The following is a 24,539-nucleotide window of genomic DNA, read 5'->3' on the forward strand; positions in this document are numbered from 1 at the left end:
GGCGGAAAGCACATTCTTTTTCTGATGCCGATTATGGTCTGCTTTGTTTCATGCCCCGGCGAAAAGGAAGCCGGAAAAATCGCAAGGGCGCTTGTTGAAAAAAGGCTTTGCGCGTGCGCCAACATCATCCCCGGCGTTTCGTCTGTTTACCGCTGGAATGGCAATGTCAAAAAATCGCGCGAGGCACTGCTTTTGCTGAAGACTAAGAAAAGCCTGCGGAAAAAGGTCGAAGGCGAAATAAAAAAATTGCATTCCTATGACCTGCCTGCAATCGAATTCTTCGAGGCGCGCACAACAGGGCTGGCGCAGAAATGGGTTTTCGGTGAAACGCTTTGAACGAAAACATCCGGCACATGGAAAAGCTGTTCGCGCCGAAAAGCGTTGCGGTCATCGGAGCAAGCGAACAGCGCGGCAGTGTTGGCAGGGCATTGCTGGAAAACTTCATAAACTCGGATTTCAGGAACAGGGTTTTTGCAGTCAACCCGTTCCATGAAAGCATTCTCGGCCTGAAGGCATTCAAAAGCGTGAAGGACATTCCGCAGGAAGTCGAATTGGCGGTCATTGCAGTGCCCGCAAAGTTTGTTCCGCAGGCGTTGAAGGAGTGCGCGGAAAAAAATGTTGCGAACGCCATAATCATCAGCGCCGGGTTTTCAGAAATAGGCGAAAAGGCGCTTACAGCCAAACTTGAAAAAATAATCGCCGACAACCCGGAGACGCGCGTTCTCGGCCCGAATTGCTTTGGCGTTTTCGACGGCAAGAGCCGGCTTAATACCACTTTTTCGGAAACAAAGAGGACAAGGCTTCCCCAGCCAGGCAATGTCTCATTCATAAGCCAGTCCGGCGCGCTTGGGGTTGCGATTCTTGACTGGATGTCGACACAGAATTTCGGCATAAGCAAGTTCGTTTCGTACGGCAATGCCATGGGCATAGACGAATCCGACCTTCTCGAATACCTCGACTACGACAAGGGCACGAAGGTAATTGCCATGTACATCGAGGGCGCAAAGCATGGCAGGAAATTTTTTGAAATCGCGAAAACCGTGTGCAGGAAAACCCCGATTGTCGCGTTGAAGGGCGGAGTCAGCGAGCAGACGCACAAGGCAACCGCTTCGCATACCGGCAGCCTTGCGGGAAGCGCGGAAGTCTACCGCGCATTGTTCAGGCAGACCGGAATAATCCAGGCAAACGACATGCTCGAACTGTTCAGTTTCGCAAAAATCCTTGCTGGCGAGCCGTTGCCGAACGGCAGCAGAACGCTCATCATAACGAATGGCGGCGGCTACGGCATAATTTCCGCGGACAGCGTGATTGGCAACGGCCTGCAGTTGGCGAAGCTTGGCCCCGAAAGCGTTGAACGACTGAGGAAAGCGTTTCCCGACCGGGTGACTATTGCCAATCCCCTTGACCTGGTCGGCGACGCGGGCAGGGAAAGGTATGCCGTTGCGATTGAAACCGCGCTGAAGGACAAAAACGTGGACATTGTAATGGTGCTGGTGCTGTTCAACACTCCCGCAATCGATGAAAGCATTGTCGAAGAGTTGGTTGGATGGAAAAAAAAGGCGAAAAAGCCGCTCACAGTGGTGTCTGTCGGCTCGGAATTCACTGAAGAGATGATGAAAAGGCTCGAACAGGGCGGCATCGTAACCTTCCGCTATCCGAATGTCGCGGCAAGGGCGCTGAAGGCGCTCGCCGACTTCGCGGAATTCAGGCGCGAAAACAACGGCAAGTCCTCGGCCAAGGCCGGCCAGAACTGATTTCCATCCGACCGAAAGCGCGTCCGAGCGAAGCGAGTCTGCACTGCAGGGGTTGCACCCCTTGCAAACCCCCGGACTCTTTAATGGAATACTCGGCATATTGCATAGCAATATGCCTTGGTTTCGGCACGCGCGGTCGAAAACGCGCCCGGACGTGACGGCGAGCCGGACGGAACCGGCTAAGCCAGCTTTTTTTCATATGCCCGCTGGACAAAGCTTATGGCGCCGTCAATGTCGTTTTCCTCAAGCAGCCTGAAAAGCTGCCTCACATCGATGCCCTTGTCAAAGCCGGCTTCCTCAAGGTTTTTTTCCAGGAGGTCCAAGCCGAGCGCGGAAACAGATTTTTTTTCCAGCTGGTTTTTGCGCAGTTCCTCGATTCTTGACCTGAACGATGCCAATGCAAAGTCCCTGTCGACCGAAAAAATCGCCTTTGCCTCGAACCCTTTCAATGCGTTTTCAACCGCAACGTCTGAAACCGAAATGCCTTTGGCAAGCGTGCCGGCAAGCTTGATCCTCACAAGGGGCTTGTCCGCAAAGTCTTGGGAAAAGATTTTTTCCAAGCCGGCACGGACGGCGGAAACAACCTGTTCGGGCCGGGCGTTCTCGAAAGAAATCTTCTCGTAAAAGAATTTTCTCTGGTCCGGCAGGGGCACTGAAGAAATCGCCTTTGTTTTGGTGTCAAAGACGAAAACCTGCTTCGGCTTTTCGCTTTCAAGCTTTTTCATCTGCGTGATTATTATCGAACCGGGAATGAGGAACCTGAAGCCCTGCTCTTCATGCCAATGGTTCCAGTGTATGTGGCCGTTGACCACAAGGTCAAAGCCCTTTTTCAGGTCGGCAAAGGAAAGGGTTGCAATGTCATCGGATTCGAACGGCAGGAGTTCCGCAACGGACTGGTGCATGACAAGAATGTTTGTTTTCCCATTTTCCGGCTGCGGGTTCCACAATGCAAAGACATCCCTCGCCTTCCTGTCCGGCACGGAGCCTATGCAGTGCAGCACTGTTTCCTCGCCGCCTTTCGACGCGAGGATTTTCGACGCATGGCTTACGGACAGAAGGCCTGCCGCCTCAAGCAGTTCCAGGGCGCTTTTCCTGTCCTTGCCCCTGAACTCGTGGTTTCCGAAAATCGCGATTACCGGAATGCCCTGCGAGTGAATGGTTCTGCTGCCGCCGTTTTTTTCAATGGAAAGCGAGACTCCGGTTGAAGGGAATTCCTTTGCAAGCGAAAAAACCTTCATCGCCCCGAAAATTGTTTCAGGCGAAGGAAGCTCGGAATCGAAAATGTCGCCCGGCACGACAATCAAGTCAACGCCCTGTTCCGCAAGAATGCGCAGGGCATTGCCTGCCTGCCGGAATGTTTCCTGGAAGCGCTCGGTTTTTTCGCCGAAACCGAAATGCGTGTCGGAAAAAAAGCCGATTTTCATCACAGCCACCCGTTCTTCAGCAGGAAATTCGGAAGGGAAGAAACGCCGGGCAACATCTTGTCTTTGCCTAGCCCCGCCTTAACAAAGTCTTTTTTCCCGGCAAAGCCTGAAAGCACTGCGACAAACTGCATGTTGTTGCCTTTTGCGGCAAGGTAGTCTATGGCGAGGTCGCCGACGTAAAGCGTTTCCTCTGCGGAAACGCCTTTTTCCCTTAACAATTTGAGCGGCTGTTCGAAAACCTTTGGGTCAGGCTTGTGCACATTGGTGTCATCGGCCGCGAAAACAAAATCGAATAAGTCCAACCTGAAGCCGTTCTGTTTCGAGCGCGGGGCAATCGACTGCCTGTCACGCGAAGTCACTATGCCCGCGAACAGCTTTTTCCGCTTTGCAAAAGCGATTGCCTCGTTTGCCCCTTCATGTAAAGGATATTCGTCACCCTCGAATTCCCGGATGTAGGCTTCGCGGTACGATTCGAACGGCTGGCCCGGCCACAGGGTCGCGACCTCCCGCTCCCATGTCATGCCCCAGATTGACCTGAATTCCTCTTTTTCCGGAACGCGCAAGCCGAGCTTTTTCGCCATTATGACGTGCCGCTCGTACGAGACGTGGCACGTTTTCCACAGCGTGTCGTCCAGGTCGAAGATCACTGCTTTCAGCTTCATTGCCCCACCAACTTAAAGAATTTGCCGCGAAAAGCCTTAAAAAAACATGGCGGGAGAAAATAAAGACGTACGGTGCAAACCGTCCGAAAGCAGATGGGTATCGAGCAAAAGCGAGATACCCGTCGTCGCTTCACGCAGCCGAAACTGCGTGCGGGCGAATCGGCTTGCGGGTGTGGCGGAACGGCTACGCAGCCGCCTGCAGCTAAGCTTTTCTTTCTTTTTGGAAAAAAGAAAGAAAACCTTAAGGCCACCAAAAGAAAGAAAAAAAGCTTTGGTGCCATTAGCAGCGAGCGGCGCAACGGGGTTCGACTCCCCGCATCCGCTAAGCCCATCGAACAAAGTGAGATGGGCTTTGCAGTGAAAATTTTGATAAAACTTTTTCCAAAAGTTTTGCTCCCGCATCCGTTTTTTGGAATAAAAAAGCGGTAAGGCAACAGGCTTTATTGCCTGCTGCCCATCATGCCGAAGCCATAGCCGCTTCCGGTGGAGTTACCCATCATCCCGAAACCGTCGCCGTTTCCGGCAGAGTTGCCCATCATCCCGCCGCGGAAGCCCGCTGCGTTATGGCAGGGCATCTCATTCCAGTGCTCCTGCATCTCTTCCTGCATTGCGTCAAAAAACTTCTGGTCTGACCAGTTTTCCTTGACTGCTTTTTCCCTTATGTCGGATATGTCATTCATGTGCTGGAACATTCCTTCAAACCAGCCATTGCCTGCTTCAGATTTTTGCGCGGATTGCGCACTGTTGGCCTGGGCAAGGGAAAAGCCCGCCATCAGCACTACCAAGAAAGCCACTGCCAAAGCAGCCAGCAAAATTTTCCTCATTCGTAAAACCTCCAAGGTTTTTGGCAAAAAAACGAATTGCCTTGAATCGGCGAAAAACGCCAAACCAAGAACAGGCTTTTTTGCCATAAGACTTATTGCACGCGGAGGTTATTGTGGGTTGCCGGTTAAACCGTTCAGAACCGAAAAAAAACAGCGGCAGGGCTATTGGGCGTTTTTGCGTTTTTTTTCCAGGAAAACCTTGTACGTTTTTCCGGTGCGTTCCCTTTGGACAAGGTTTTTCCGGTCAAGGTTTGAAAGGATTGTGGAAATTTTTGCCTTGCTCCAGCCGAGCCTGAAGCGCAGTGAATCCTGGGTTATTTCGCCGGCTTTTTCCACTTCATCCAAAACCTTTTTTTCGCCACCATTCAGTGCCTTTTTCAGGATTTCAAGTTCCTGCTCTTTTGAAATTTTCGCCTTGCGTTCCGGCGCAGGCTTTTTCCCCGCATTCGGGCCTTGCATTTCAGGTGATTCCATTATGCCGGGACCGATCTTCAGGTAATGCGCGATCGCGAATGCCGCGAGAATTGCCGCCAGGATTGAAACGGCGTTCAGCAGAACCGTGTTCTGGCCGAATGAAACAGACTGCTGCATCATTCCAATCATTGTCTGCTGCTGTGCGGATGGAAACAAAAAAGCGCTTGAAACAAAGAACACGGAAACGTATGCCACGACCGCTACTGCGGCTACGGCAAAGAGCTTGGAAAGCTTTGAAACCATAAAAGACTCTTGATTAGTCCTTTTTATTAGTTTTTGCTTTCGGCGGGATGTGCGGCAAAAGAATCAGGTATTCCCGGCAAGCTTTTCCCACAGCTCGTTTTCGATTGCAAGGCCTTTTCCTGACAGGTTTTCTTTTTCCTGCGGGTCGTTTTCAAGGTCGAACAGTTCGCGTTTTTTCAGAGTCGAATTGTAGATGAGTTTCCATTTGCCGGTGCGGATTGATTTCACGTTCGGCGCTTTCGGCGAAGGGGTTGGCCCGCCGAGGCCGCCGGTTTCGGAAAACGCAATGCGGTCGCCTTTTTCCCTGCCTTCAACCAATGGCAGCAGGCTTTCGCCGTCCATTTTTTCAAAGCCGCTTTTTGCGGAAATGCCCAAATATTCGAGAACCGTGGGCATCAGGTCAATCAGGCGCACCTGCGAAGGGATTTTTTTTGCAGGAAACCTATTGTCGGGCGAAATGAAAAGCATGAACGTCCTGAGCGTGTAGTCATAGCAGAAACTGCCGTAAACTTTTTCCCCGACCCTGTCGCCGAGGCCGATGCCGTGGTCGGAGAAAAAAATTATGAGCGAGTTCTTGTCCAGGCCTTTCCGCCGGATGAGCGCCCACATTTCCCTTATGTAAGCGTCGCAGTCTTTCAGGTACTCGTCGTATTGCCTGACGTTCTTTTCCTTGTTTTCGAACAGCTCGGGTGAAAAGTCATCGAACTTTTTCATGACGTTTTTAGTGAGAATCTGCCTGATTTCGTCGAACTGGTAGAAAACGAAAAAAGGCTGTTTCGCGTCCGCAAGCCGTTCAAGCATCTGCAAATGCGCGGCTTTCTGCTTTGCGTCCTTTTCGTAGTCGTGCACCACTGCATTGTCGAATCCCTGGAAGGGCATTATCAGCTTGTTCGCTATTTCGGCTTCTGTGCGGTAGCCTTTTTCTTTCAGGTATTGCGCTAACGTGAAAACCCTGTCTTTCCTGAATTGCAGGGTGCCGAAATAGTTGTCGACTCCGTTTTTCCTGCCGTTCATGCCGGAAAGCACTGCATGCATTGAAGGAATGGTTGAAGGCGAATAGGTTATTGAGTTGCCGAAATACGTTCCATTCTGCGCGAGCTTTTTGAATTCAGGCAGAAGCTCGGTGCGCTCAAGCCTGACACCGTCAAGCAGGATGAGGATTACATTTGGTTTTTCTTGCATGCGAACCAACAAAAATTAAGCAAAAAAAGATTTAAAGCGCACTATGGCATTTGCGCGCGGGCAGGATTTGGCGGCAACATGTCCGCATTGCCATCAGACCGCGTACCCCATTTTTCTCAGCTCTTCCCAGACTTCCTCTTCCTCCTTGCTTGAAGCCTTCTTTTCGGATTTGCCGGGCTTGAACTGGTCGGCGCCGATGTTGGCTTTTTTCACGGGATTCGAGGCGAGCCATTCCTCCGAAAACACGTCCAGGACCTTTCCCTGGAAATAGGTCGGAATCGCAAGGCCCATGCAGTAAAGTGCTGTCGGTGCGATGTCCATGTTTTTGAAATCCGCCTTGAAGCCTTTTTTCACGCCTTTTCCGCGGATGATGAAAATGCCCTTGTTGGAATGGTTTGCTGTCCACCTGATTTTGGTGGAAAAGCATTTGCCGAGGCTTTTGCCTTCAACCGAAACTTCGCCGCACAGGAAGTCTTCCTTGATAGAGGCCTCGCAGTCGGGCAGGCCGGGTTCAAGTTCGGCTATTATGTCCGGCGCGCCTTTGCCCGGATTGGGGTTTTCGCGCACCGAGGAAAATATTTTCTGGCCTGTGGCGGGGAAAACCGCGCTTTCAAGCAGGGGGATTATTTTTTTCTTTTCCTGCGCGAAATCCTTTTGGCTTACAATGCCGTGCTCTTCCCTTCCGGCAAGGTTTATTGAAACGCCGCAAACGCCATTCTCGAAATCGTTCTTGAAATACGCTTTCGTTTTCTGCCAGTCTATTTCCTGGTTGACATGCACCACGGGATTATAGTCCGGCGGGAAAAAGTCCAGAAGGCCGAGTTTCTGCAAAAAGATGTTCCAGCGAAAAAAGAGACTTGGCCGGATTTTTGAGTAAGCGTGGAAATCGCTCCTGCCGAAACCATGGTCGGACAGGACAATGATTGTGGTGTTTTCTCCCGCGCCTTTCAGGATTTCGCCCAAAAAGTTGTCCAATGCAATGTAGGCCGCGGGAATTTTGTCCACAAATTTTTCCGCTTCCTGCTTTGAAACCCCGAAAAATTGCGGCTCGAAATGCTTCCAGTGGTTGTGCTGTATCACGTTCGCGGACTGCCAGCAGACGCCGAAAAAATCCCATTCATCGGCCTTGAAAAAATGCCTGACAATGGGGGGAAGGGGAAAGTCCTGCTCGTCAAGGCCTTCAGGAAACCTTTTTTTTAGCAGGCCGCGCAAAAATTTTCCCTTGGCAGTGAAAACCGCCTGCCTGATTTTCAGGGCAAGGCCTTCCTTTGGATGGACTATGACTTTCCTGCCGGGAACGTAGGCTATGCCCGGCACAACCGTCGACCCGAGCTTTTCGTTGACGGGCCAGGTGTAAGGCCAGTTGATTACGACCGCATTGCGTCCGTTTCCCTCGACGATTTCCCAAAGCGTGTTTGTGTTCACGTTCTTGCTGTTGTAAAGGGTTTCGTTCCCTTCCTCGTCCTTGCCTCCGAAATCGGATATTCCGTGGATTTCCTTGGGCACGCCCGTAGCAAGGGTTGTCCAGGCGACGGGTGAAAGCACGGGATCCGGGCAGAAAAGGTTGCCTGAAGCTCCCTCCACAATCATGCGCCGGAAATTTTGAAGCGTTCCCTGTTCAATGAGCGGCGAGATTATTTTCCATGTGGCGCCGTCGATGCCGAAAATCAGCACCCTTTTTTTTGCGAAATTCTTTTCTGGCATTTCAACCAACAACAAGGCAATACATAGAAATTTCAAATTCTTTTAATCATTTGCTTTCCGGCCGGCGGTTTTTTTCAACCAGCATTATGGCGAGGTGCTTCAGGAGGGGGTGGATTACGAAAAACGTTTCGCCTTTTTGCGTGTCCTGCGGGGTTTCCGCGAAAAAGCCTTTTTCGGCAAAGCCCTTCACCGCCTGCACCAGAGTTTCGGCCCTAGCGTGATTGTCGAAGAAATTGTCGATGTCGGTTGTCTGCGGCAGGCCGAAGCTTTTGCGGCAGACGATGTTGCCCTTGTCGATTCCGTCAGCGAGGAAGAAGGCTGTTGCGCTCACGTCGCTTTCGGCGATGATGCTGTAATAGAAGCACGTGCTTCCCCTGAAATCCGGCAGCCTTCCCGGATGGACGTGCAGGAATTTTTTTCCGCTGGAAAGCATTTCCTTGCGTAGAATGCCTCCGCCGGAAAAGATGAAAAAATCCTGGCTTGCGAGTTTCACTGCTTCAACGGTTCCGGGCGAGTTGACGTCATGCGATGGCACTTCAAAGAAGGGGATTTTGAGTTTTTCAAGCAGTGCCTTTTCTTCCGCGTTGCTTCCTGCCTTTGCCTGCAACAGGACCGCAAATTCCGGCAGGAGTTTGTTCGCGGCAAGCGCGTTCAGGTAGGCTTTTGCCCTCGGCCCGGGAAAGACGAGAATTGCGAGGTTTTTCACCAAAGCGGAACACCTTTTTCCGGGAAGAGTTTTTGCGCCAGCTCCTTTTCAAGCAGGAGCGAGGCAAGGCAGAGCTGCGTTTCACGCACGGAAAGTTTTTGCACGTCGAGCGAGCAGATGAAGTCATTGAGTTTCAGCGCAACGTTCAGGAATTTCAGGTTGCCGGATTTTCCGAAGAACAGAAGGCATGCGAGTGAAAGCGAGGCATAGTGTTCAACGGCGTCAAACTTGCCCGCCGCTTCCGAAACCCTGAAACCGGCGCGGTATTCCGCGAAAACCTTTTTTGAGACCTCGAAGCTTTTCACGAAACCGGAAAGGCAGATGTAAACTTTTTTTTCCTCCGCTGCGCCGGCATTCTTATGTCTGCCGGACAGCGCAAGAATGCATGCCGGCAGGGCTTCTTCAGTGCGGATTGCTGCCTGCGGGAACTGCGTGAAAAAAATTTCGGGCGAAGCGTTGCCGGAAAAAAAGGTTTCCAAGCTTTCCGGCCGGAATGGTTTGGCCTTTTCCCCGGAATTTTTTTCAAGCGCGGCAATCATGCCTTTCCGCGCATGCACGAACGCATCGAGAAAAGCTTTGCCTTCAAACTTTGAAAACGAGTATTCGGGCGGCTGTTCAAGCCAGCCTTTTTTCGCGAAAGCGTAGGCAAGCATTGGCAAGAATAAGCCCGCAAAAGCTTTTTTAACTGCGCAATGCAAAAAAGCAAAAAGCCTGATTCGGGCGGCAAAAGGCAAAATAAGCCGTTTTTGGGGCATTTCAGCCAATGAACCAATAGCAATAAAAAGCCCGGGAATACCATACTGTATTACTAGTGGCATGTTTTTGGGTTGTCGATGAAGCAGAAGATTTGGATAAACAAGAGCAACGGCCAGCTTTGCGTGACCGTGCCCAAGGACTCGGGCATGAGGGACGGGATGTTTGTCGACATCAGGCAGGCCAAAATCGAAAAAGTTGTTTACACTTCGGTTGTCGCGGACCTGTTTCATTACGGCATACTCAACCTGCTGAAGACCGCGCAGGCAATGGGCGACATGCACGTCTGCGGCGTGCAGACGGACGGGGCGGCGGAACAGTACAGGGGAAAACCAGTCACTTCCCTGAAGGAACGCCTGGCAGTAATCCAGAGCCTCAACTGCGTCGACCGCGCCGTGGTGCAGAAAAGCCCGGACCCCACTGAAAATTTGCAGAAACTGCACGACGAATTTCCGGGCGCGGAAATCATACTCGTTTACGGTTCCAACTGGAAGCAGGTGCCCGGCAAGGATTTTGTCGAAAGCATCCGCGGAAAGGTGGTGCAGCCGGAATTTTACGACAAGCTGTCGGAGCCGAAAATCTATTCCTCGCTTGCGGAAAAGTACAGGCAGGCTTACGGCGATTTCAGCGATTTTACCGAAAGGTTCAGGGTAAAAAACGTGGTTTATTTCGACGACAAGGATGACAAATCCGGGCACATCATTTCAACCAAGGCGGATACGCTGCGCGCGCTCCAGCCCGCGCTGAGGCATTCGCGCATAGAAAAAACTTTCGTGTTCACGGAACAGGAATGGGAGCGGTCGCCTGGACAGGTCGTAAGGGAAATCGCAAAGGAATTCTCGGAAGGCAGGATTGTCGTGAGAAGCTCGGCCGTCAACGAGGATTCATTGCACAGGTCCGCTGCAGGCCATTACCACAGCGAACTCAACGTCAACCCGAAAAATGTCAAGCAGACCGAAGCCGCCATAGAAAAAGTGGTGAAATCCTATTCCGAAAAGGGCGACAAGAATCCGGAAAACCAGGTTCTGGTGCAGAGCCAGGCGAAAAACGTGAAAATGAGCGGCGTGATTTTCACGCGCGAAATCGGGTCGAATGCGCCGTATTACACCATAAACTTCGATGACACCACTGACAGCACTGACAGGGTCACAAAGGGCGAGGAAACCAAAGCAGTGAGGATTTCAAGGTTTTTGCCTGCGCGCGATTTTCCGCAGAAATGGTACAAATTGCTCACGGCAGTGCAGGAAATAGAATCCGTGATACCGGAAATACCGCTGGACATAGAGTTTGCCGTCGACTCGGATGAAAACGTAATAATTTTCCAGGCAAGGCCGCTGGCGGCAAACGCCACTCTCGGCACCAAGAAGGACAAAATCGTGGAAGACGCAATTGCATCGGGAAAGGCGGGCGTTGCAATGCTGTTGAAACCGCAACCGCACCTCTGCGGAAAAACCGATGTCCTGAGCGACATGTCGGACTGGAATCCGGCTGAATTGCTTGGCGACAGAACGAAACCGCTGGACTATTCGCTTTTCAGGCTGCTGATAAGCGATGGCGTCTGGCACAAGGCGAGGGAAAGCCTCGGCTACTGGAAATTCCCGGAAGACGAGGATTTGTGCCATTGCATTGCCAACAAGCCTTTTGTCAGCGCAAGAAACAGCTTCAACTCATTCTGCCCTGAAAGCCTTGCGAAAGGCGTGAAAGAAAAGCTCTGCCAGTTCAGCCTGCATAAGCTTTCACGGCAGCCGGAACTGCATGACAAGGTCGAATTCGAAGTCTATTACACGTGCCACGACCTTGGCTTCGCGAAAAGAAGCGCGGAACTGCTCGAAGAAGGATTTTCGCAGGCCGAAGTCGGCAGGCTAAAGGAAAGCCTTGCCGAACTGACAAACGCAATCGTGGCGAACCACGAAAAAACAATCTCGGATGACATGGCTGACGCGGAAAAAATGGGCAAAAAACGGGAAGCGGTTCTCGCAAGGGCCGCGAAGGAAAAGGACGCGTTCAGGCTTATCGGCTTGGCGGGCGAACTGCTTGCTGACTGCAGGGAACTTGGCACGCTGCAGTTCTCGAGGCTTGCGCGCATGGCGTTCATTGCAAAAGCCAACCTGAAGGCGCTTGCGGCAGAAAAACTCATGTCGCAAGAGCAATACAACGATTTCCTGAATTCGATTGAAACCGTGGCAACGGAACTGAACCGGGACTTCGTTTCACTGCTTGAAGGCAAAACCCCGAAGGACGAATTCCTTAAAAAATACGGGCACCTGAGGCCGGGAACATTCGACATCACGGCAACGCGCTACGACAAAAATCCATCGCTCATAAGCGACGCGGGAAACGCCGCGAAAAACGCGTTCGCGGCCGAAAAGAAAAAATTTTCAATCGATGAAAAGGCGCTCCGCAAAATTTCGGAAAGGCTGGAGGCGGATTGCCTGAAATTCTCTGCGGAAACGCTTTTCGCTTTCGCGCGCAAAAGCATCGAGGCGAGGGAAAAATCCAAGTTCGAGTTCACGAAAAACCTGAGCGCGGGCCTTGAACTTGTTGCGGAGGCCGGCGAGAAACTGGGGTTCACTAGAAAGGAAATGTCGTACCTTGAAATTGCCGAAATCACCGTGAAGGCGAAGGAAACCGCTGCGGAAAAAACCAAATCGGATTGGAAGAAAAAAATCGCGGACAGGCAGTTCGAGGAGGAAGCGTTCAGCCTTCTCAGCCTGCCGCCGCTGCTGTTCTCGCCGCTCGACATTGAAATCGTGCCAAGCTATGTGGCAAGGCCCAACTACATCACTGGCAAAAGGATTGCCGCCGAACTGTTCCATTTGTACAAGTTTGGCAGGGATTCGGTCTTCGACCTGTCCGGAAAAATCGTCGCGCTTGAAAACGCCGACCCGGGCTACGACTGGATTTTCACGAAAAATCCGGCAGGCCTTGTCACGAAATACGGCGGGGTTTCATCGCACATGTCAATCCGCTGCGCCGAATTCGGCATTCCCGCGGCAATCGGGTGCGGCGAACTGTTGTTCGAAAAAATCAGGAAAGCTGAAAGGATTTCATTGGATTGCAGGGCGAAAAGCGTGTCGTTCTGAAAAAAAAAGATTTAATGCCATTGCATGGAATAATGTGTGAAACCGATGATTTCAGCGCACTTGAGGAACCTTGCAAGAATTCGCGGGAAAATTGCATCCGGGGAACCTGTAAAAATCGGGGTTTTTTGTTCCGGCAACAGCGGAAGGTCGCCTCTTGCGGAACACGCACTGCGCGCCGAATTGCAGGCGCTGGGAATTCCCGCCGAGGTTTTTTCCTTCGGGGTCAGCGTTACGCCTTCAAGAATCATACCGACAAATGCGGGTGCATCTGAAAGGACAATAGCTTATGGCGTGGAGCACGGCTATGCTGAAATTGCAGGACACCAGCGCACTTACGTTGACGATGCAAAAAGGGACATTGCCCAAGCTGACCTGCTTTTGGGAATAAGCCCGGAGCACAGCGCAACGCTTGTGCGCAGCATAGTTGACGGCGAATCGAATCCAGGGTCGAAGGAGGCGCAGCAGAGGATTGCAGAAAGGCTTGCGCGCATCTGGACCCTTAAAGGCTTTGCCAACAGAACCGACTGGCAGGGCGCATTCGAGCCACTTGTTCGGGCGATCGCAGGAGGGGTTTCACAGAAGCGCGCTGTGCAGAACCCGGATTCTTTGCCGAAAACGCCTGAAGGAGATGCGGAATACTTGCGGATAATGCAGGACATTGAAAGAACCGCAAAAAGGGCCGCGCGAAGAATTGCCGGAAAACGCGGAAAGCCGGCAAGACCACACAGCGCGCAGCATGGTGGACGACGGTGAAAAAAATGATTTGCCTTATTTCGCAACGAAGGAACCAGAACAGGTACGGCGCGTATCTGGACGCGCTTGAAACCTCTTACGTGACTTTTTTCGAGGGCCTGGGCGTTTCGCTTGTTCCAGTTTCAAATGAAAGCGTGCGCGTCAGGAAAATGTTCGACGAATTCAAGGCGCATGGTGTCATACTGACCGGCGGGGAAAACGTCGATTCAAAGGTTTTCGGCGAACCGCCAATCAACCCGGCCGGCATCGCGGTTGAGCGCGACGCCGTTGAAAAAATACTTGTCGGGGAAGCAATGAAAAGGAAGCTGCCGGTGCTTGGCATTTGCAGGGGCCTGCAGTTTTTGAACGTGCATTTCGGCGGCAGGCTCTCGCAAAGCGTCAAGGAAGAGTTTGGCGGCCATGCCGGAACGCAGCATGAAATCATGGTCGTTGACGCAGGCTTTGAAAAATATCTCGGCAGGAAAACCCTGCGGGTCAATTCTTTCCACAACCAGGGCGTGCCGGAAAAGCTCTTGTCAAAGGAGCTTAGGGCGTTTGCGATGACCGAAAACGGGCTTGTGGAGGGCTTTTACCATCCTGCAAAAGCCGTGCTTGCAGTGCAATGGCACCCTGAAAGGAAAAGCCCGGATGTTGAGGCAAACGAAAAGATTGCCGGAATTTTTTTGGAAAAAAAGTTTTTCTGGCTTGACCGGAAGTGAAATTGGAAAAATGGCGGTGCTATGGTGAAAGCAATCATTCTTGCGGCAGGCATGGGAACAAGGCTGAGCAAATACACCAAGGATTTGCCTAAAGGCATGCTTGATTTCATGGGAAAGCCGCTTGTCAAATGGCAGGTTGACGTTTACAAAAAAATGGGCGTCGACGACGTCATTGTCATAAGGGGTTTTGCCGCAGACAAAATAAATTTTTCCGGTGTCAGGTACTATGAGAACAAGGATTTTGCCAACACGAACATGGTCGAAACATTGTTCTGCGCTGAAAAGGAACTTGAAGGAGAAGTGCTCGTTTCCTATGCCGATGTTTTGTTCGAACCGAAGGTTTTGAAGAAGGTTCTTGACTCGAACGCCGACATCGGTGTCACGGTCGACCTCGCATGGAAGGACTACTGGACCGCAAGGCTCGGCTCTTTCGAACTGGACACTGAAAGCCTGGGCTTTGACGACAGCGGCGCGATAACCGGGCTTGGAACGGACAGCCCGCCGATTGAAGAGATTGACGGAAGGTATGTCGGCCTGCTGAAGTTCTCGAAAAAAGGCGTTGAGCAGGCCAGGAAGGTCTACCATGCGGGCAGGAAAGGCTTTCTGGGAAAGCCCTGGGGGCCGTCCGGAAAGGTTTTCCAGAAGGCTTACATGACGGATCTGCTGAACAAGTGCATTGAAGCCGGAAACCGGGTTGAAGCAATAAGGATCGAGCGCGGCTGGCTCGAATTCGACACCAACGGGGATTACGAGAAAATGATGCAATTGGAAAAGGCAGGCGGGCTCAAAAGGTTTTTCGATTTGAATGCCTTGAAATGAACTTATGAAACCGGCTTGAATGCCCGTGCCCTTAAAATGAGCCTACGAAAGCGATTTGAAAAGCCGCAGGTACTTGTCAACGGTTTTTTCGATTGTGAAATTTTCAAGCACGCGCGCCCTGCCTTTTTTTCCCAAACGCCCGGCTTTTTTTTCGTCAAGCAGCAGTTCCCGCACTGCTTCCGTGAACTGGAGAGTGCTGCCGGTTTCGCAAAGTATGCCGGCATCCCCCACAACTCCGGGGATTGCCGCGGTGTTTGACGCCACAACCGGCTTTCCGCAGGCCATTCCCTCCGCAAGAATCGTGCCGAATGTTTCGTAATAGCTCGGGTGCAGGATAATGTCGCACTGATTGAGCAGTGCAGGGAGTTCCGGGTGCGGAACGCGCGGCAAGGCAATCACATCCGTTCCGAGGCGGATCGCGTTCTGTTCCAGTTTTTTCCGGAATTTTTCAAAATCGCTTCCCGCTGCAATCATGCGCAGTTCAGGAAAATCCTTCCGCAGGCTTATGAACGCGTCAACTGCTATGTGCGCGCCTTTCCTGAAGCTGTGCCCTCCGCTGAAAAAAATTGTTTTGCGCTTGCGGCCGGCCGCATTGCCTCCGGGCGAGAATTCTTTTGTGTCCACGCCGTTCGGAATGACCGTTATGGGCTTTCCGGAGAGCTTTTGCGTCTGCGCTTTTTCGCTTTCGCTGGGCACGACTATTTGCGTGCAATTTTTCATCGCCATGTTTTCGAAGAAAATGCGCGAATTGTCCTTGAGCCTGTCGAAAGCAGGCTGTTCATTGTTGCCGAGACCGCCGGCAAACCTTTGCAGCAGCATTTTGGAGGAGAAAACGCGCGGCGTTTCCGAGAAATGCTTTTCAAGCTTGAACAGCAGTGCGCCTTCAATGTCCTGCGAGTTGATTATGCCTGGTTTTTCCCTGCGGAGAACGGAAAGGCCTTTGAGGGCCAGAGGAAAAGTGCGCAGCCGGAAATCGTCGTGCGGAACGGATAGCGCCCTGAAAACCCTGATTCCGCCAACGTCGTCATTGGCGGGGCGCTTCGGGCTGCCGTTGGCGAGCACGAAAACTTCCGCTTTTTCCGCCACGCCCCTGACGATGTTGTGGATGGTCGGATAGGCGCCGAAGGACATTTTTTCCTTTTCATAGAAGAAGCTTGAAACGAAGCAGACTTTCATCGGAAAGACTAATGGGTTTTTGGCAATATTATTCTTGCGGTGCAAACACCGGAATAACCTATACATAATGAATTTGGCTTTTGTCGGCTGCGGGCAACCCGGATGAACGGCGGGGGAGGGTCAGGAGTTCCCTAGAACTGGGGAGGGGGCAAAACCCCCTCCGCGGTTCGGAATAAAACCTTTTTAAATGTTTAACCCGAATAGATGTAGTAATCGAAGCTGATTTTTGTCATGCTTTTCCGCCTTTGGGCAAATAGTGGTTTTTCATGGGTTTAAGGCCTGGAAAGTGCTATCGTAGCAAGAAGGACAGGGCGTATTCGCGCGTTGCCGTTACTGTGCACCGGCGCAACTACATCGGCGCCACGCCCGGCCTGAAGACAAGGCAGTTCAACATGGGCAACCCCCTGCGCAAGTATTCGCACCTGCTCAATCTTGTGGTCGACAGTTCCGTGCAGATAAGGGACAACGCAATCGAAAGCGCGCGCATTGCAATCAACCGCTATCTGTTCAAGAGGCTCGGCAAGGAAGGCTTTTTCATGAAAATCAGGAGCTATCCCCACCAGATCCTGCGCGAGAACAAGCAGGCGCAGGGCGCGCACGCGGACAGAATACAGCAGGGCATGTCGCACGCATTCGGAAAGCCCATTGGCAGGGCCATAAGGGTGAGGCCTGGACAGATAATCGTTTCAGTCCTTGTCGATGAAAAAGGAATTGCCGACGCAAAAAAAGCCCTGATGAGGGCGAATGCCAGAATGCCGACAGCCATGCACGTTGAAATCCGCACTGACGTTGAATCAATCGGAACCCTTCCGAAAAAGGTCCGCGACATCTCCGAGGAAGTCAAAACCGAGGAAAAAGCAGCGGAAGGCGCGGAAGCGGAAGGCGCAGAAAAGCCGGCGGAAGCGAAAGGCGGAAAGGAAGCCGCAGGCAAGAAAGGCGAAGCCAAACCCGCGGCAGCCGGCAAGGAAGCCGCTCCGAAAAAAGAGGAAAAAGGCGCTGCAAAGCCGGCCGGAAAAGCGCCGGCAAAAGGCAAGGGCAAATAATTTGCACAACATTTTCTTTGCTTTTTTTTCAATTGCCCGTATTTCGGCAATACAAAAAATTTTAAACCACAACCGCCTTCTTTTATCCGGGTTTGGTTGTGGCTGAAAAAAGCAGGGACATTCTCTGGTTTGCGGACGGCTCACGCTCGGACATACCTGTTCTTGGAGGCAAGGGCGCGAACCTCGCAGAAATGACTAATGCGGACTTCCCGGTTCCGAACGGCTTTGTGGTGACGTCGCAGGCCTATTTCAAGTTTTTGGACGAAACCGGAATCAGGCAGCAGGTCGTGAAGCTTGCCGACTCCATAGATGTCGATGACACTGCGAGGCTTGAAAGGACTGCCGAACAGATAAGGACAATCGTCAAAAACACGCCCATGTCCGAGGCGCTCAAAATCGGCATCCGGAAAGCGTACAGGCAGCTCAGCGAAAAAAAGATTGCGTGGATGAACAGTTCCGAACCCGCACTCGTTGCGGTCAGGAGTTCCGCCACGGCTGAAGATCTTCCGACCGCCAGTTTTGCGGGCCAGCAGGAAACCTACCTGAACATCCAAGGCGACCTGAGCCTGCTCAAGGCCGTGCAGAACTGCTGGGCTTCGCTGTTTACGGCGCGCGCAGTCTATTACAGGAAAAAGCAGGGCTTTTCAACGCAGAAAGTAGGCATTGCGGTTGTCGTGCAAAAAATGGTTGAGTCCGACCAGTCGGGCATAATGTTCACTGCCGACCCTCTTGGCGACAGGTCAAAGATTGTTGTGGAGGCCTGCTTCGGCCTGGGCGAGGCGATTGTCAGCGGCAGCATCACGCCCGACACTTTCACTTTGGACAAGGAGAGCCTTGACATTCTTGACAGGAAAATCTCCTACCAGGCATGGATGCTGAAAAAGTCTGGCAGGGACAACATGAAAATCGCGCTCGACAAGGCGAAAGGCGGAAGGCAGAAAGTGCCGGACGAAACGATCCAGAAAATCGCGGAACTCGGAAGGGAAATTGAAGACCATTACAACGCGCCGCAGGACATCGAATGGGCAATCGAGGGCGGAAAGATTTTCATTGTGCAGAGCCGCGCAATAACTACATTGGGCCTGGAGAAAAAGGTTGCTGCAGAAGAAACCAGGGAAAAGTCCGGCGACGCTTCCGGAAAAATCATTGTGAAGGGCCTGGCGGCTTCGCCCGGCATCGCCTCCGGAAAAGTCAAAATCGTGCCCGACGCAAGGGACGTTGAACTGGTCGGCAAAGGCGACATTCTTGTGACTGTCATGACGAACCCGGACTGGGTGCCGGTGATGCGCAAAAGCTCTGCGATTGTCACTGATGAAGGCGGAGTGACGTGTCATGCCGCAATAGTGAGCAGGGAACTCGGCATTCCATGCGTTGTAGGCGCAGGCAACGCGACATCCGTGCTGAGGAATGGAATGATTGTTACCGTGAACGGCTTTGCGGGAACAGTGCTTGAAGGCAGGGCAATTGTTCAACCGGCGCCCCAGAAAGCCGGATTCAAAAAGCCGCTGTTCGACCAAAGCGAAGTCGACGATTTTGAAAAAGCGTTGGAGGAAAAGATTGCCGCGCTGCATGCAAAGGCCAGGCAAAAAAAATCCGGGGCATTGCAGGCAAGGGAAAAAGCCGGGCTTGAAGGTGTGGAAAAGCAGGCAGGAAAATTGCTTGGAGAATTCGGAAAAATCGAAGCGGAAAAAATGCCTGAAAAGGCGCTTGTAAAAGAGGAAGCACTGCTGGAGGGCGTGCTGAGGAAAGCCGCGATCAGCGTGAAAGTGAATGTCGCATTGCCCGACGCTGCTGAAAGGGCTGCCCAGACCAACGCTGATGGGGTGGGGCTGCTGAGGGCCGAGCATATGATTACGGCGTCAGGAAAGCATCCCGCGGAATTCATCCGCGAGGGAAAAGAAAAAGAGTTGAAGGAAGCTGTCAAGGAAGGCATACTGAGGGTTGCCTCCGCTTTCAGGGGAAAGCCTGTTTGGTACAGGACATTTGACGCGCGCACCGACGAGTTCAAGGAACTGGATGGCGGGGACAAGGAACCGGAAGAGGAAAACCCTATGATCGGATGGCATGGCATTCGCCGCGATCTGGACGAGCCGGAACTCCTGAAGGCGCAGTTTTTGGCGATAAAGGAATTGCGCGAAGAAGGCTACGCGAATGTGGGGGTGATGCTGCCGTTCGTCATAAGGGCAGAAGAAGTGAGAAAGGCGAAAGAGATTGCGCAAAGCGTGGGCCTTCCTGCGGATGAAATGGAGTTTGGAGTGATGATTGAAACACCGGCGGCGGCGTGGACGATTGACGAGATTATCGGGGAAGGCATTGCGTTTGTGAGTTTTGGCACAAACGATCTTACACAACTCACTCTAGGCATCGACCGCAACAACGGCAAAATCCAGAAGCTTTTCTCCGAACTTCATCCCGCTATTCTCAGGCAGCTGGAATTCGTGATAAAAAAGTGCTCTGCGGCCGGCGTCAAAACCTCGATCTGCGGCCAGGCCGCAAGCAACCCGGAAATGGTGAAAAAGCTCATCAGGATGGGCATCGGCTCGGTTTCCGCGAACATCGACGCAGTCGAAGAGATTAGGAAGATTGCAATGCTTGAGGAGAAAAACCTGATTCTTGAAAAAAGCCGCAAAAATCAGTAAAGCCAACCCTTAAAATCTTTCCAGAATGCAAAATCATTCATGCTGGACCTCAAACTGGACCTTGAAGGCCTCTGCGCGGAACTTGAAAAGCGCAAGGCAAAAAAGGTTTTATTGCAATTGCCCGAAGGCCTCAAAACGCGCTCGAACGAAATCGTTGAAAGACTTGAAAGCCACGGCATTGTTGCAATGCTTTTTGTCGAACCGAGCTTCGGGGCCTGCGACATACGCGAGAACGAGGCGAAAGACCTCGGCTGCGACGTTGTCGTGCATTTCGGCCACAACCGCTTTTACATGGAAAAGTTTCCGACTGTTTACTGGCCCGTCGAATACGAATTCGACGAAAAAAAGGTCGCCAAGGAAACGGAAAAACTCGCCGCGTTCCTGGAAAAAAAGGGCTTGACAAAAATCGGCTTGTGCTCTGCTGTGCAGTACGCAAAAACCCTGCCCATTCTCGAAAAGGCGCTTGGAAAGCATGGCATAAAATGCTTCAATGCAAAAGGCCCGCGCACTCAAGCTGGGCAGGTTCTGGGATGCAACTGTTCGACCGTCGCGTTTGCCGATGAAAAGGTCGATGCCAACGTTTTCGCGGGCGACGGCGCATTTCATCCATTGATGATTGTTTTCGCCTCGCAGAAGCCGGTTTTCGGCTTCAGTCCGTCTGATGGCAAAATAACGGATTATTCTGGTGAACGGGAAAAGTTTTTGCGAAAGAGGTTTGCTGCAATCGCAATGGCGCAGGAAGCCAGGATTTTCGGAATCCTCGTCAGCACGAAAAAGGGGCAGAACATGATAAAAGTCGGGGAGCACGCGAAAATGGAAATCGAAAAAGCCGGAAAAAAGGCAGTCATCATTGCAAGCGACCTTGTGAAGGAAGACTATCTTGCGGGATTGAAACTTGACGCGCTCGTCGACACTGCCTGCCCGCGCATTGCACTCGACGATTCGCACCTTTTCAAACGGCCCATTGTGACGCCGCTTGAACTGGAAATAGTTCTGGGCAAAAAAAAGTTCGAAGACTATCTGGCGAACTCGTATTATTGAAAGCGGATTGCATTGCAATTCGGTTGGCTTTATTGCCGGCCAATCATCGGTTGCCTATTCTTCCGCGCTTCCGGCATTCTCGGAAACCGTTGTGCCCTTGAATTCACGGCCCCTGACTGCGGCCTCAAAGTTGTCAAGGTCGTTGCCGTTCAGGAAAATCGCATTGAGCTTTGAGCGCTTCAGTATGAGCGCCGCGGGAAGGTCCAAGACAAGGTTCTGCCCGGGCTTGGATTGCGCTACGCGCAGCAAAGAAACCAGGCTTTCGTAGTCGAGCCTGGTGTAAAGCTTTGCGTTCTCGTGCTCTTTCGGGTTCGCATTGTAAATTCCGTCCACGTCGCTCAGGTTGACGAATGTAGCGTTGAGGCTTTCAGCTATCAGGCAGCCGACCGCGTCGGTAGTGAAGCTTGGAATTAGGCCGCCGAAAACCGGGGTCTTTGCCTGCGAGAGCACGAGCTTCGCGTCTTTCGCGTCAACCAGGACTTTTGGATAAGCGTTTTGTATCAGCGGAATGAACAATGCGGCGTTCGCCCTTGTCACGGCTATGCCGATTTCATCCTGTTCGAAATTGTTGGCGCCATTCGCCTTCGCCGCCGCGACAAAATGCCTTGCCGCCTTGCCGCCCCCCACAACTATTGCGAATTTGAAGCCCTCCGCTTGCAGGCGGTTTATGCTTTCAGCAATTTTTGAAATTTTCACGGGGTCGGGCTTAGATGAGGGGCAGAAAAGCGAGCCGCCGATCGAGAGAACGAAAACGTGCGACGAATCGCCGGGCTGGCCGGAAAAGCCGGAATACTGCATTGAGGCGGCCTGCCGCGCGATGTCATCGGATTCGGTTTCCGCTTCCTTTTCGGTGCGCTCCATGAACGCGGAGATGTCGGGAAACAAGCCTTTTTCACCGGAAAAAATCAATAGATATTAATTTGTTTGTCCTTAAAAAGTATTTCTCATGGCTGAGAGGGACGAAGCGAAAGGCAACGAGGCAGAGGAAGCTGTTTTCAAGAAAAAGCTGAAAAAGCTTGAAATGTTCAAGGGCCGCGGCACAGAGCTCATTTCAGTTTACCTGCCATCAGGCGCAGACAGGAGTTCCGTGATGGGGCAGATAAACGAGGAGCTCTCGCAGTCCTCGAACATCAAAAGCCCGGCGACAAAGAAAAACGTGCAGGGCGCGTTGCGCAAGATCGACGGTTTCCTCAAGCAGATCGACTTCAGGCTGCCGGAAAACGGCCTTGTCATTTTCTGCGGCAATGTCTCGGAATCCGAGGGAAGGTCGGACATAAAGCTTTTCACGATAAAGCCGCCCAAGCCCCTGAAAGTGAAATTGTACAGGTGCGATTCGCAGTTGTACCTCGAGCCGTTGCTTGACATGGCGCAGCCGCAGGAATTTTTCGGCATAGTGACTTTGGACAAGAACGAGTCGACAATCGCGATTCTGGACGGCAAAAAGTACGAGATTCTCGGGCATTTCACTTCGGGAGTTGCGGGAAAATCGAGGGCTGGCGGCCAGTCCGCCAAAAGGTTCGAGCATTTGCGCGAGGAAGCGGCGAACGATTTTTTCAAGCGCATCGGCGAAAAAATCAACATGACTTTTCTTGAATTCGGGGACAAGCTGAAGGGCCTTGTCATCGGCGGCCCCGGCATAACCAAGAACTATTTTTTGAACAAGGACCTCATCGACCACAGGCTCAAGCCCAAAATCCTGGGAACTATTGACACGTCGTATACCGATGAGTCCGGCATCCGCGAAACAATCCAGAAAAGCGACGAACTGCTGAAAGACACTGCAATCATAAAGGAAAAGAACCAGATCAACGATTTTCTGGGCCAGGTAGTGAAAGGGAACCTTGCGACCTACGGCCAGAGGGAAGTCGAGGAAGCGATAAAGATGGGAAGGGTTTCTCTTGCAATAGTCAGCGAGGGCATCGACTGGATGGTTTACAGGTTCAAGTGCCTGCACTGCGGTTCAATTGAGGAAGTCATTGTGAAGGACGGCAGTTTCAACGTGAACTCATACAAGTGCAAGTCGTGCGGCTACCAGGATGTCGAGCTTGTAGAGGAAGCGGATTACCTTGACTGGATAATCGAGAAAGCGAAGTCGACCGGCGCAAAGGTCAAGATCATCAGCACTGAAACCGATGAGGGCGCGCAGTTTTTGCGCGGCTTCGGCGGCATCGGCGCCATACTGAGATACTGAAGCAAATTCTTACATGGCGGCAGGCGGTTTTTTGTGGTTTCTGGAAACTTTTTTTCAACCAAAAGCGGGGGCATCGGCGGCCAGCTGAAAAGGCGCTATTCGGATTTCATTGTAGAGGAAATCATGGAGAACGGCAGGGCCTGCGAAGCCACGAGGTTTCTGGGAAAAAGCGTTGCGCAAAAGCTCTCAATTCCGGGCCGCGAGGACGACAGGAAGCAGAGCCAACTGCACATGGATTTTGAGAAAATCAACAAGGACATGAATTTCTGCTTTTCCGTGCTGTCAAGGCGCATTGGCTGCAGCAGGAAAAGGTTTGGCTATGCCGGATTGAAGGACAAGCGCGGAATAACCTGCCAGCGCATTTCGGTTTTCCAGCCCGACGTGCAAAAGCTTGAATCGTTTTCCGGCCAGGGCATGGAACTCAGAAACCCGGAATGGCATCCGGATAGGATTGAAATCGGAATGCTGAAAGGCAACAGGTTCACTATAACCGTGAGGGACATTGCCTTGGAGGAAAATGAAATCCGGGGGCGCGTGGAAGCCTGCCTTGGCGAAATGGTCGCGGATGGCGTGGCAAACTATTTCGGGGAGCAGCGCTTCGGTGGAATCCGCAGGATAACGCACCTTGTCGGAAGGGAATTCGTGAAAGGCAACGTCGAAAAGGCGGTGATGCTTTACCTGACTTCGGTTGTGCCCGAAGAAGAGGAGGACGTGAAAAGTGCGAGGATTGCATTGGCGCAGTCGAATGATTTCGGCGCGGCTCTCAAGAATTTTCCGCAAAAATACAGGTACGAGCGCACCATTGCAGAGCATTTGCATTCCCATCCGAACGATTTTGCGGGCGCGTTCAGGAAACTGCCGAAGGCAATGTGCTATCTTTTCACGCACGCGTACCAGAGCTATTTGTTCAACAAAATAATCGACCGCAGGTTCGAGGAAGGCATCGGCATTTCAAAAACCGACGGAGATGTCCTGCTTGACAATGTTCCATCCGCAATGCTTGCCGGCTATGAAAGCGCTTTTGCCGAGGGAAAGGCTGGCGCGATAGAGAAAGCCGTGCTGGAAGAGCAAGGCGTTTCGCTTTCGGAGTTCAAAATCGCGAGCATGCCGGAACTTTCGTCCAAGGGTGCGCGCAAAGCCATTGCATTGTTTCCGGAAAACCCGGAAATCCTTGCCGTGGGGGACGACGAATTCTTTCCGGGCAAAAGATTCTGCACGGTTTCGTTTTCGCTTTCAAAGGGAAACTATGCAACGACAATCATGCGCGAGATAATGAAAGTGAATGCTCCGGCGTAGCCGCCACAACTTGTTATCATGAAAATAAAGCAGATGGGTATTGCAACGGCAATACCCGTCGTCGCTCCACGCAG

21 protein-coding genes and 1 tRNA gene are annotated in these 24,539 nt (G+C 52.1%); 12 read left to right on the forward strand and 10 right to left on the reverse strand.

The features are described from left to right. Positions 1-24 precede the first annotated feature (24 nt). Both HY394_05685 and HY394_05690 read left to right on the forward strand, forming a co-directional pair. Entirely contained in the window at positions 25-336 is a 312-nt protein-coding gene (locus HY394_05685) for a divalent-cation tolerance protein CutA (GenBank protein ID MBI4053496.1), read from the forward strand. Next, complete coding sequence (locus HY394_05690; GenBank protein MBI4053497.1) at positions 333-1,754, forward strand: CoA-binding protein; 1,422 nt, start codon at positions 333-335, stop codon at positions 1,752-1,754. The genes HY394_05685 and HY394_05690 overlap by 4 nt, the downstream gene beginning before the upstream one ends. A gap of 179 nt (positions 1,755-1,933) precedes the next feature. On the opposite strand, the gene HY394_05695 is transcribed toward HY394_05690, so the two are convergent. Then, positions 1,934-3,178: a DNA repair exonuclease gene (locus HY394_05695; protein ID MBI4053498.1), complete on the reverse strand. Its 1,245-nt coding sequence runs from the start codon at positions 3,176-3,178 to the stop codon at positions 1,934-1,936. Continuing rightward, entirely contained in the window at positions 3,178-3,840 is a 663-nt protein-coding gene (locus HY394_05700; GenBank protein ID MBI4053499.1) for an HAD-IA family hydrolase, read from the reverse strand. The genes HY394_05695 and HY394_05700 overlap by 1 nt, the downstream gene beginning before the upstream one ends. Positions 3,841-4,006: 166 nt before the next feature. Between HY394_05700 and HY394_05705 the strand changes: the two genes are divergently transcribed. Further along, positions 4,007-4,164 (forward strand) — tRNA-Cys (locus HY394_05705). 116 nt (positions 4,165-4,280) lie between these two features. Here HY394_05705 and HY394_05710 read toward each other — a convergent pair. The 6 genes from HY394_05710 to HY394_05735 all read right to left on the reverse strand — a co-directional run bounded on the left by HY394_05710 (position 4,281) and on the right by HY394_05735 (position 9,626). Further along, positions 4,281-4,664 (reverse strand): hypothetical protein, encoded by a 384-nt coding sequence (locus tag HY394_05710; protein ID MBI4053500.1) that lies wholly within the window; start codon positions 4,662-4,664, stop codon positions 4,281-4,283. Between the two features lie 162 nt (positions 4,665-4,826). Then, positions 4,827-5,381 (reverse strand): hypothetical protein, encoded by a 555-nt coding sequence (locus tag HY394_05715; protein MBI4053501.1) that lies wholly within the window; start codon positions 5,379-5,381, stop codon positions 4,827-4,829. 63 nt (positions 5,382-5,444) lie between these two features. After that, on the reverse strand, positions 5,445-6,563 hold the full coding sequence (locus tag HY394_05720; protein ID MBI4053502.1) for a sulfatase-like hydrolase/transferase: 1,119 nt from the start codon (positions 6,561-6,563) through the stop codon (positions 5,445-5,447). 93 nt (positions 6,564-6,656) lie between these two features. After that, positions 6,657-8,276 carry an alkaline phosphatase family protein gene (locus HY394_05725; protein ID MBI4053503.1) on the reverse strand — a complete coding sequence of 540 codons (1,620 nt, stop codon included), beginning with the start codon at positions 8,274-8,276 and terminating at the stop codon, positions 6,657-6,659. A 37-nt stretch (positions 8,277-8,313) separates the two neighbouring features. Further along, positions 8,314-8,976 (reverse strand): hypothetical protein, encoded by a 663-nt coding sequence (locus HY394_05730; GenBank protein MBI4053504.1) that lies wholly within the window; start codon positions 8,974-8,976, stop codon positions 8,314-8,316. Beyond that, entirely contained in the window at positions 8,970-9,626 is a 657-nt protein-coding gene (locus HY394_05735) for a hypothetical protein (protein MBI4053505.1), read from the reverse strand. Before HY394_05735 ends, HY394_05730 begins: the two co-directional genes overlap by 7 nt. A 180-nt stretch (positions 9,627-9,806) precedes the next feature. Here HY394_05735 and HY394_05740 point away from each other — a divergent pair, with 180 nt between their 5' ends. From HY394_05740 to HY394_05755, 4 genes are read left to right on the forward strand one after another with little or no spacing between them, the layout of a single operon-like run. After that, entirely contained in the window at positions 9,807-12,809 is a 3,003-nt protein-coding gene (locus HY394_05740; GenBank protein MBI4053506.1) for a hypothetical protein, read from the forward strand. A 45-nt stretch (positions 12,810-12,854) separates the two neighbouring features. Beyond that, complete coding sequence (locus HY394_05745; GenBank protein MBI4053507.1) at positions 12,855-13,562, forward strand: hypothetical protein; 708 nt, start codon at positions 12,855-12,857, stop codon at positions 13,560-13,562. A 5-nt stretch (positions 13,563-13,567) separates the two neighbouring features. After that, on the forward strand, positions 13,568-14,260 hold the full coding sequence (locus HY394_05750; GenBank protein ID MBI4053508.1) for a gamma-glutamyl-gamma-aminobutyrate hydrolase family protein: 693 nt from the start codon (positions 13,568-13,570) through the stop codon (positions 14,258-14,260). A gap of 21 nt (positions 14,261-14,281) precedes the next feature. Continuing rightward, positions 14,282-15,079, forward strand: coding sequence for a phosphocholine cytidylyltransferase family protein (locus tag HY394_05755; protein ID MBI4053509.1), 798 nt, complete (start codon positions 14,282-14,284; stop codon positions 15,077-15,079). A 42-nt stretch (positions 15,080-15,121) separates the two neighbouring features. Here HY394_05755 and HY394_05760 read toward each other — a convergent pair whose 3' ends face one another. Next, positions 15,122-16,255 (reverse strand): glycosyltransferase family 4 protein, encoded by a 1,134-nt coding sequence (locus tag HY394_05760; protein MBI4053510.1) that lies wholly within the window; start codon positions 16,253-16,255, stop codon positions 15,122-15,124. A 266-nt stretch (positions 16,256-16,521) separates the two neighbouring features. Here HY394_05760 and HY394_05765 point away from each other — a divergent pair, with 266 nt between their 5' ends. The 3 genes from HY394_05765 to dph2 all read left to right on the forward strand — a co-directional run bounded on the left by HY394_05765 (position 16,522) and on the right by dph2 (position 20,978). Continuing rightward, positions 16,522-17,298: a 50S ribosomal protein L16 gene (locus HY394_05765; GenBank protein MBI4053511.1), complete on the forward strand. Its 777-nt coding sequence runs from the start codon at positions 16,522-16,524 to the stop codon at positions 17,296-17,298. A gap of 92 nt (positions 17,299-17,390) precedes the next feature. Then, entirely contained in the window at positions 17,391-19,937 is a 2,547-nt protein-coding gene (gene ppsA / locus HY394_05770) for a phosphoenolpyruvate synthase (GenBank protein MBI4053512.1), read from the forward strand. Positions 19,938-19,976: 39 nt separating this feature from the next. Next, on the forward strand, positions 19,977-20,978 hold the full coding sequence (gene dph2 / locus HY394_05775) for a diphthamide biosynthesis enzyme Dph2 (GenBank protein MBI4053513.1): 1,002 nt from the start codon (positions 19,977-19,979) through the stop codon (positions 20,976-20,978). Positions 20,979-21,032: 54 nt separating this feature from the next. Here the strand turns inward: dph2 and pyrH are convergent, their stop codons facing one another. After that, positions 21,033-21,887: a UMP kinase gene (pyrH, locus tag HY394_05780; GenBank protein MBI4053514.1), complete on the reverse strand. Its 855-nt coding sequence runs from the start codon at positions 21,885-21,887 to the stop codon at positions 21,033-21,035. 37 nt (positions 21,888-21,924) lie between these two features. Here pyrH and prf1 point away from each other — a divergent pair, with 37 nt between their 5' ends. Together prf1 and truD are read left to right on the forward strand one after the other, a co-directional pair. Further along, the gene (gene prf1, locus HY394_05785) at positions 21,925-23,169 is read left to right on the forward strand and encodes a peptide chain release factor 1 (GenBank protein MBI4053515.1); all 1,245 of its coding nucleotides are present in this window, start codon (positions 21,925-21,927) and stop codon (positions 23,167-23,169) included. A gap of 33 nt (positions 23,170-23,202) precedes the next feature. Next, entirely contained in the window at positions 23,203-24,465 is a 1,263-nt protein-coding gene (gene truD / locus HY394_05790; protein ID MBI4053516.1) for a tRNA pseudouridine(13) synthase TruD, read from the forward strand. Positions 24,466-24,539: the final 74 nt, after the last annotated feature.

It is taken from the genome of Candidatus Diapherotrites archaeon (genome assembly GCA_016205145.1).
Classification (GTDB): Archaea; Iainarchaeota; Iainarchaeia; order Iainarchaeales; family JACQJH01; genus JACQJH01.

Coding starts and splice junctions, on each gene's coding strand:
- HY394_05745 (MBI4053507.1), top strand. CDS start 12,855: ATGATTTCAGCGCACTTGAGGAACCTTGCAAGAATTCGCGGGAAAATT.
- HY394_05765 (MBI4053511.1), top strand. CDS start 16,522: ATGGGTTTAAGGCCTGGAAAGTGCTATCGTAGCAAGAAGGACAGGGCG.
- HY394_05755 (MBI4053509.1), top strand. CDS start 14,282: ATGGTGAAAGCAATCATTCTTGCGGCAGGCATGGGAACAAGGCTGAGC.
- HY394_05720 (MBI4053502.1), bottom strand. CDS start 6,563: ATGCAAGAAAAACCAAATGTAATCCTCATCCTGCTTGACGGTGTCAGG.
- HY394_05700 (MBI4053499.1), bottom strand. CDS start 3,840: ATGAAGCTGAAAGCAGTGATCTTCGACCTGGACGACACGCTGTGGAAA.
- dph2 (MBI4053513.1), top strand. CDS start 19,977: ATGCTGGACCTCAAACTGGACCTTGAAGGCCTCTGCGCGGAACTTGAA.
- HY394_05760 (MBI4053510.1), bottom strand. CDS start 16,255: ATGAAAGTCTGCTTCGTTTCAAGCTTCTTCTATGAAAAGGAAAAAATG.
- HY394_05685 (MBI4053496.1), top strand. CDS start 25: ATGCCGATTATGGTCTGCTTTGTTTCATGCCCCGGCGAAAAGGAAGCC.
- HY394_05750 (MBI4053508.1), top strand. CDS start 13,568: ATGATTTGCCTTATTTCGCAACGAAGGAACCAGAACAGGTACGGCGCG.
- HY394_05740 (MBI4053506.1), top strand. CDS start 9,807: ATGAAGCAGAAGATTTGGATAAACAAGAGCAACGGCCAGCTTTGCGTG.
- HY394_05710 (MBI4053500.1), bottom strand. CDS start 4,664: ATGAGGAAAATTTTGCTGGCTGCTTTGGCAGTGGCTTTCTTGGTAGTG.
- HY394_05715 (MBI4053501.1), bottom strand. CDS start 5,381: ATGGTTTCAAAGCTTTCCAAGCTCTTTGCCGTAGCCGCAGTAGCGGTC.
- HY394_05735 (MBI4053505.1), bottom strand. CDS start 9,626: ATGCTTGCCTACGCTTTCGCGAAAAAAGGCTGGCTTGAACAGCCGCCC.
- HY394_05695 (MBI4053498.1), bottom strand. CDS start 3,178: ATGAAAATCGGCTTTTTTTCCGACACGCATTTCGGTTTCGGCGAAAAA.
- prf1 (MBI4053515.1), top strand. CDS start 21,925: ATGGCTGAGAGGGACGAAGCGAAAGGCAACGAGGCAGAGGAAGCTGTT.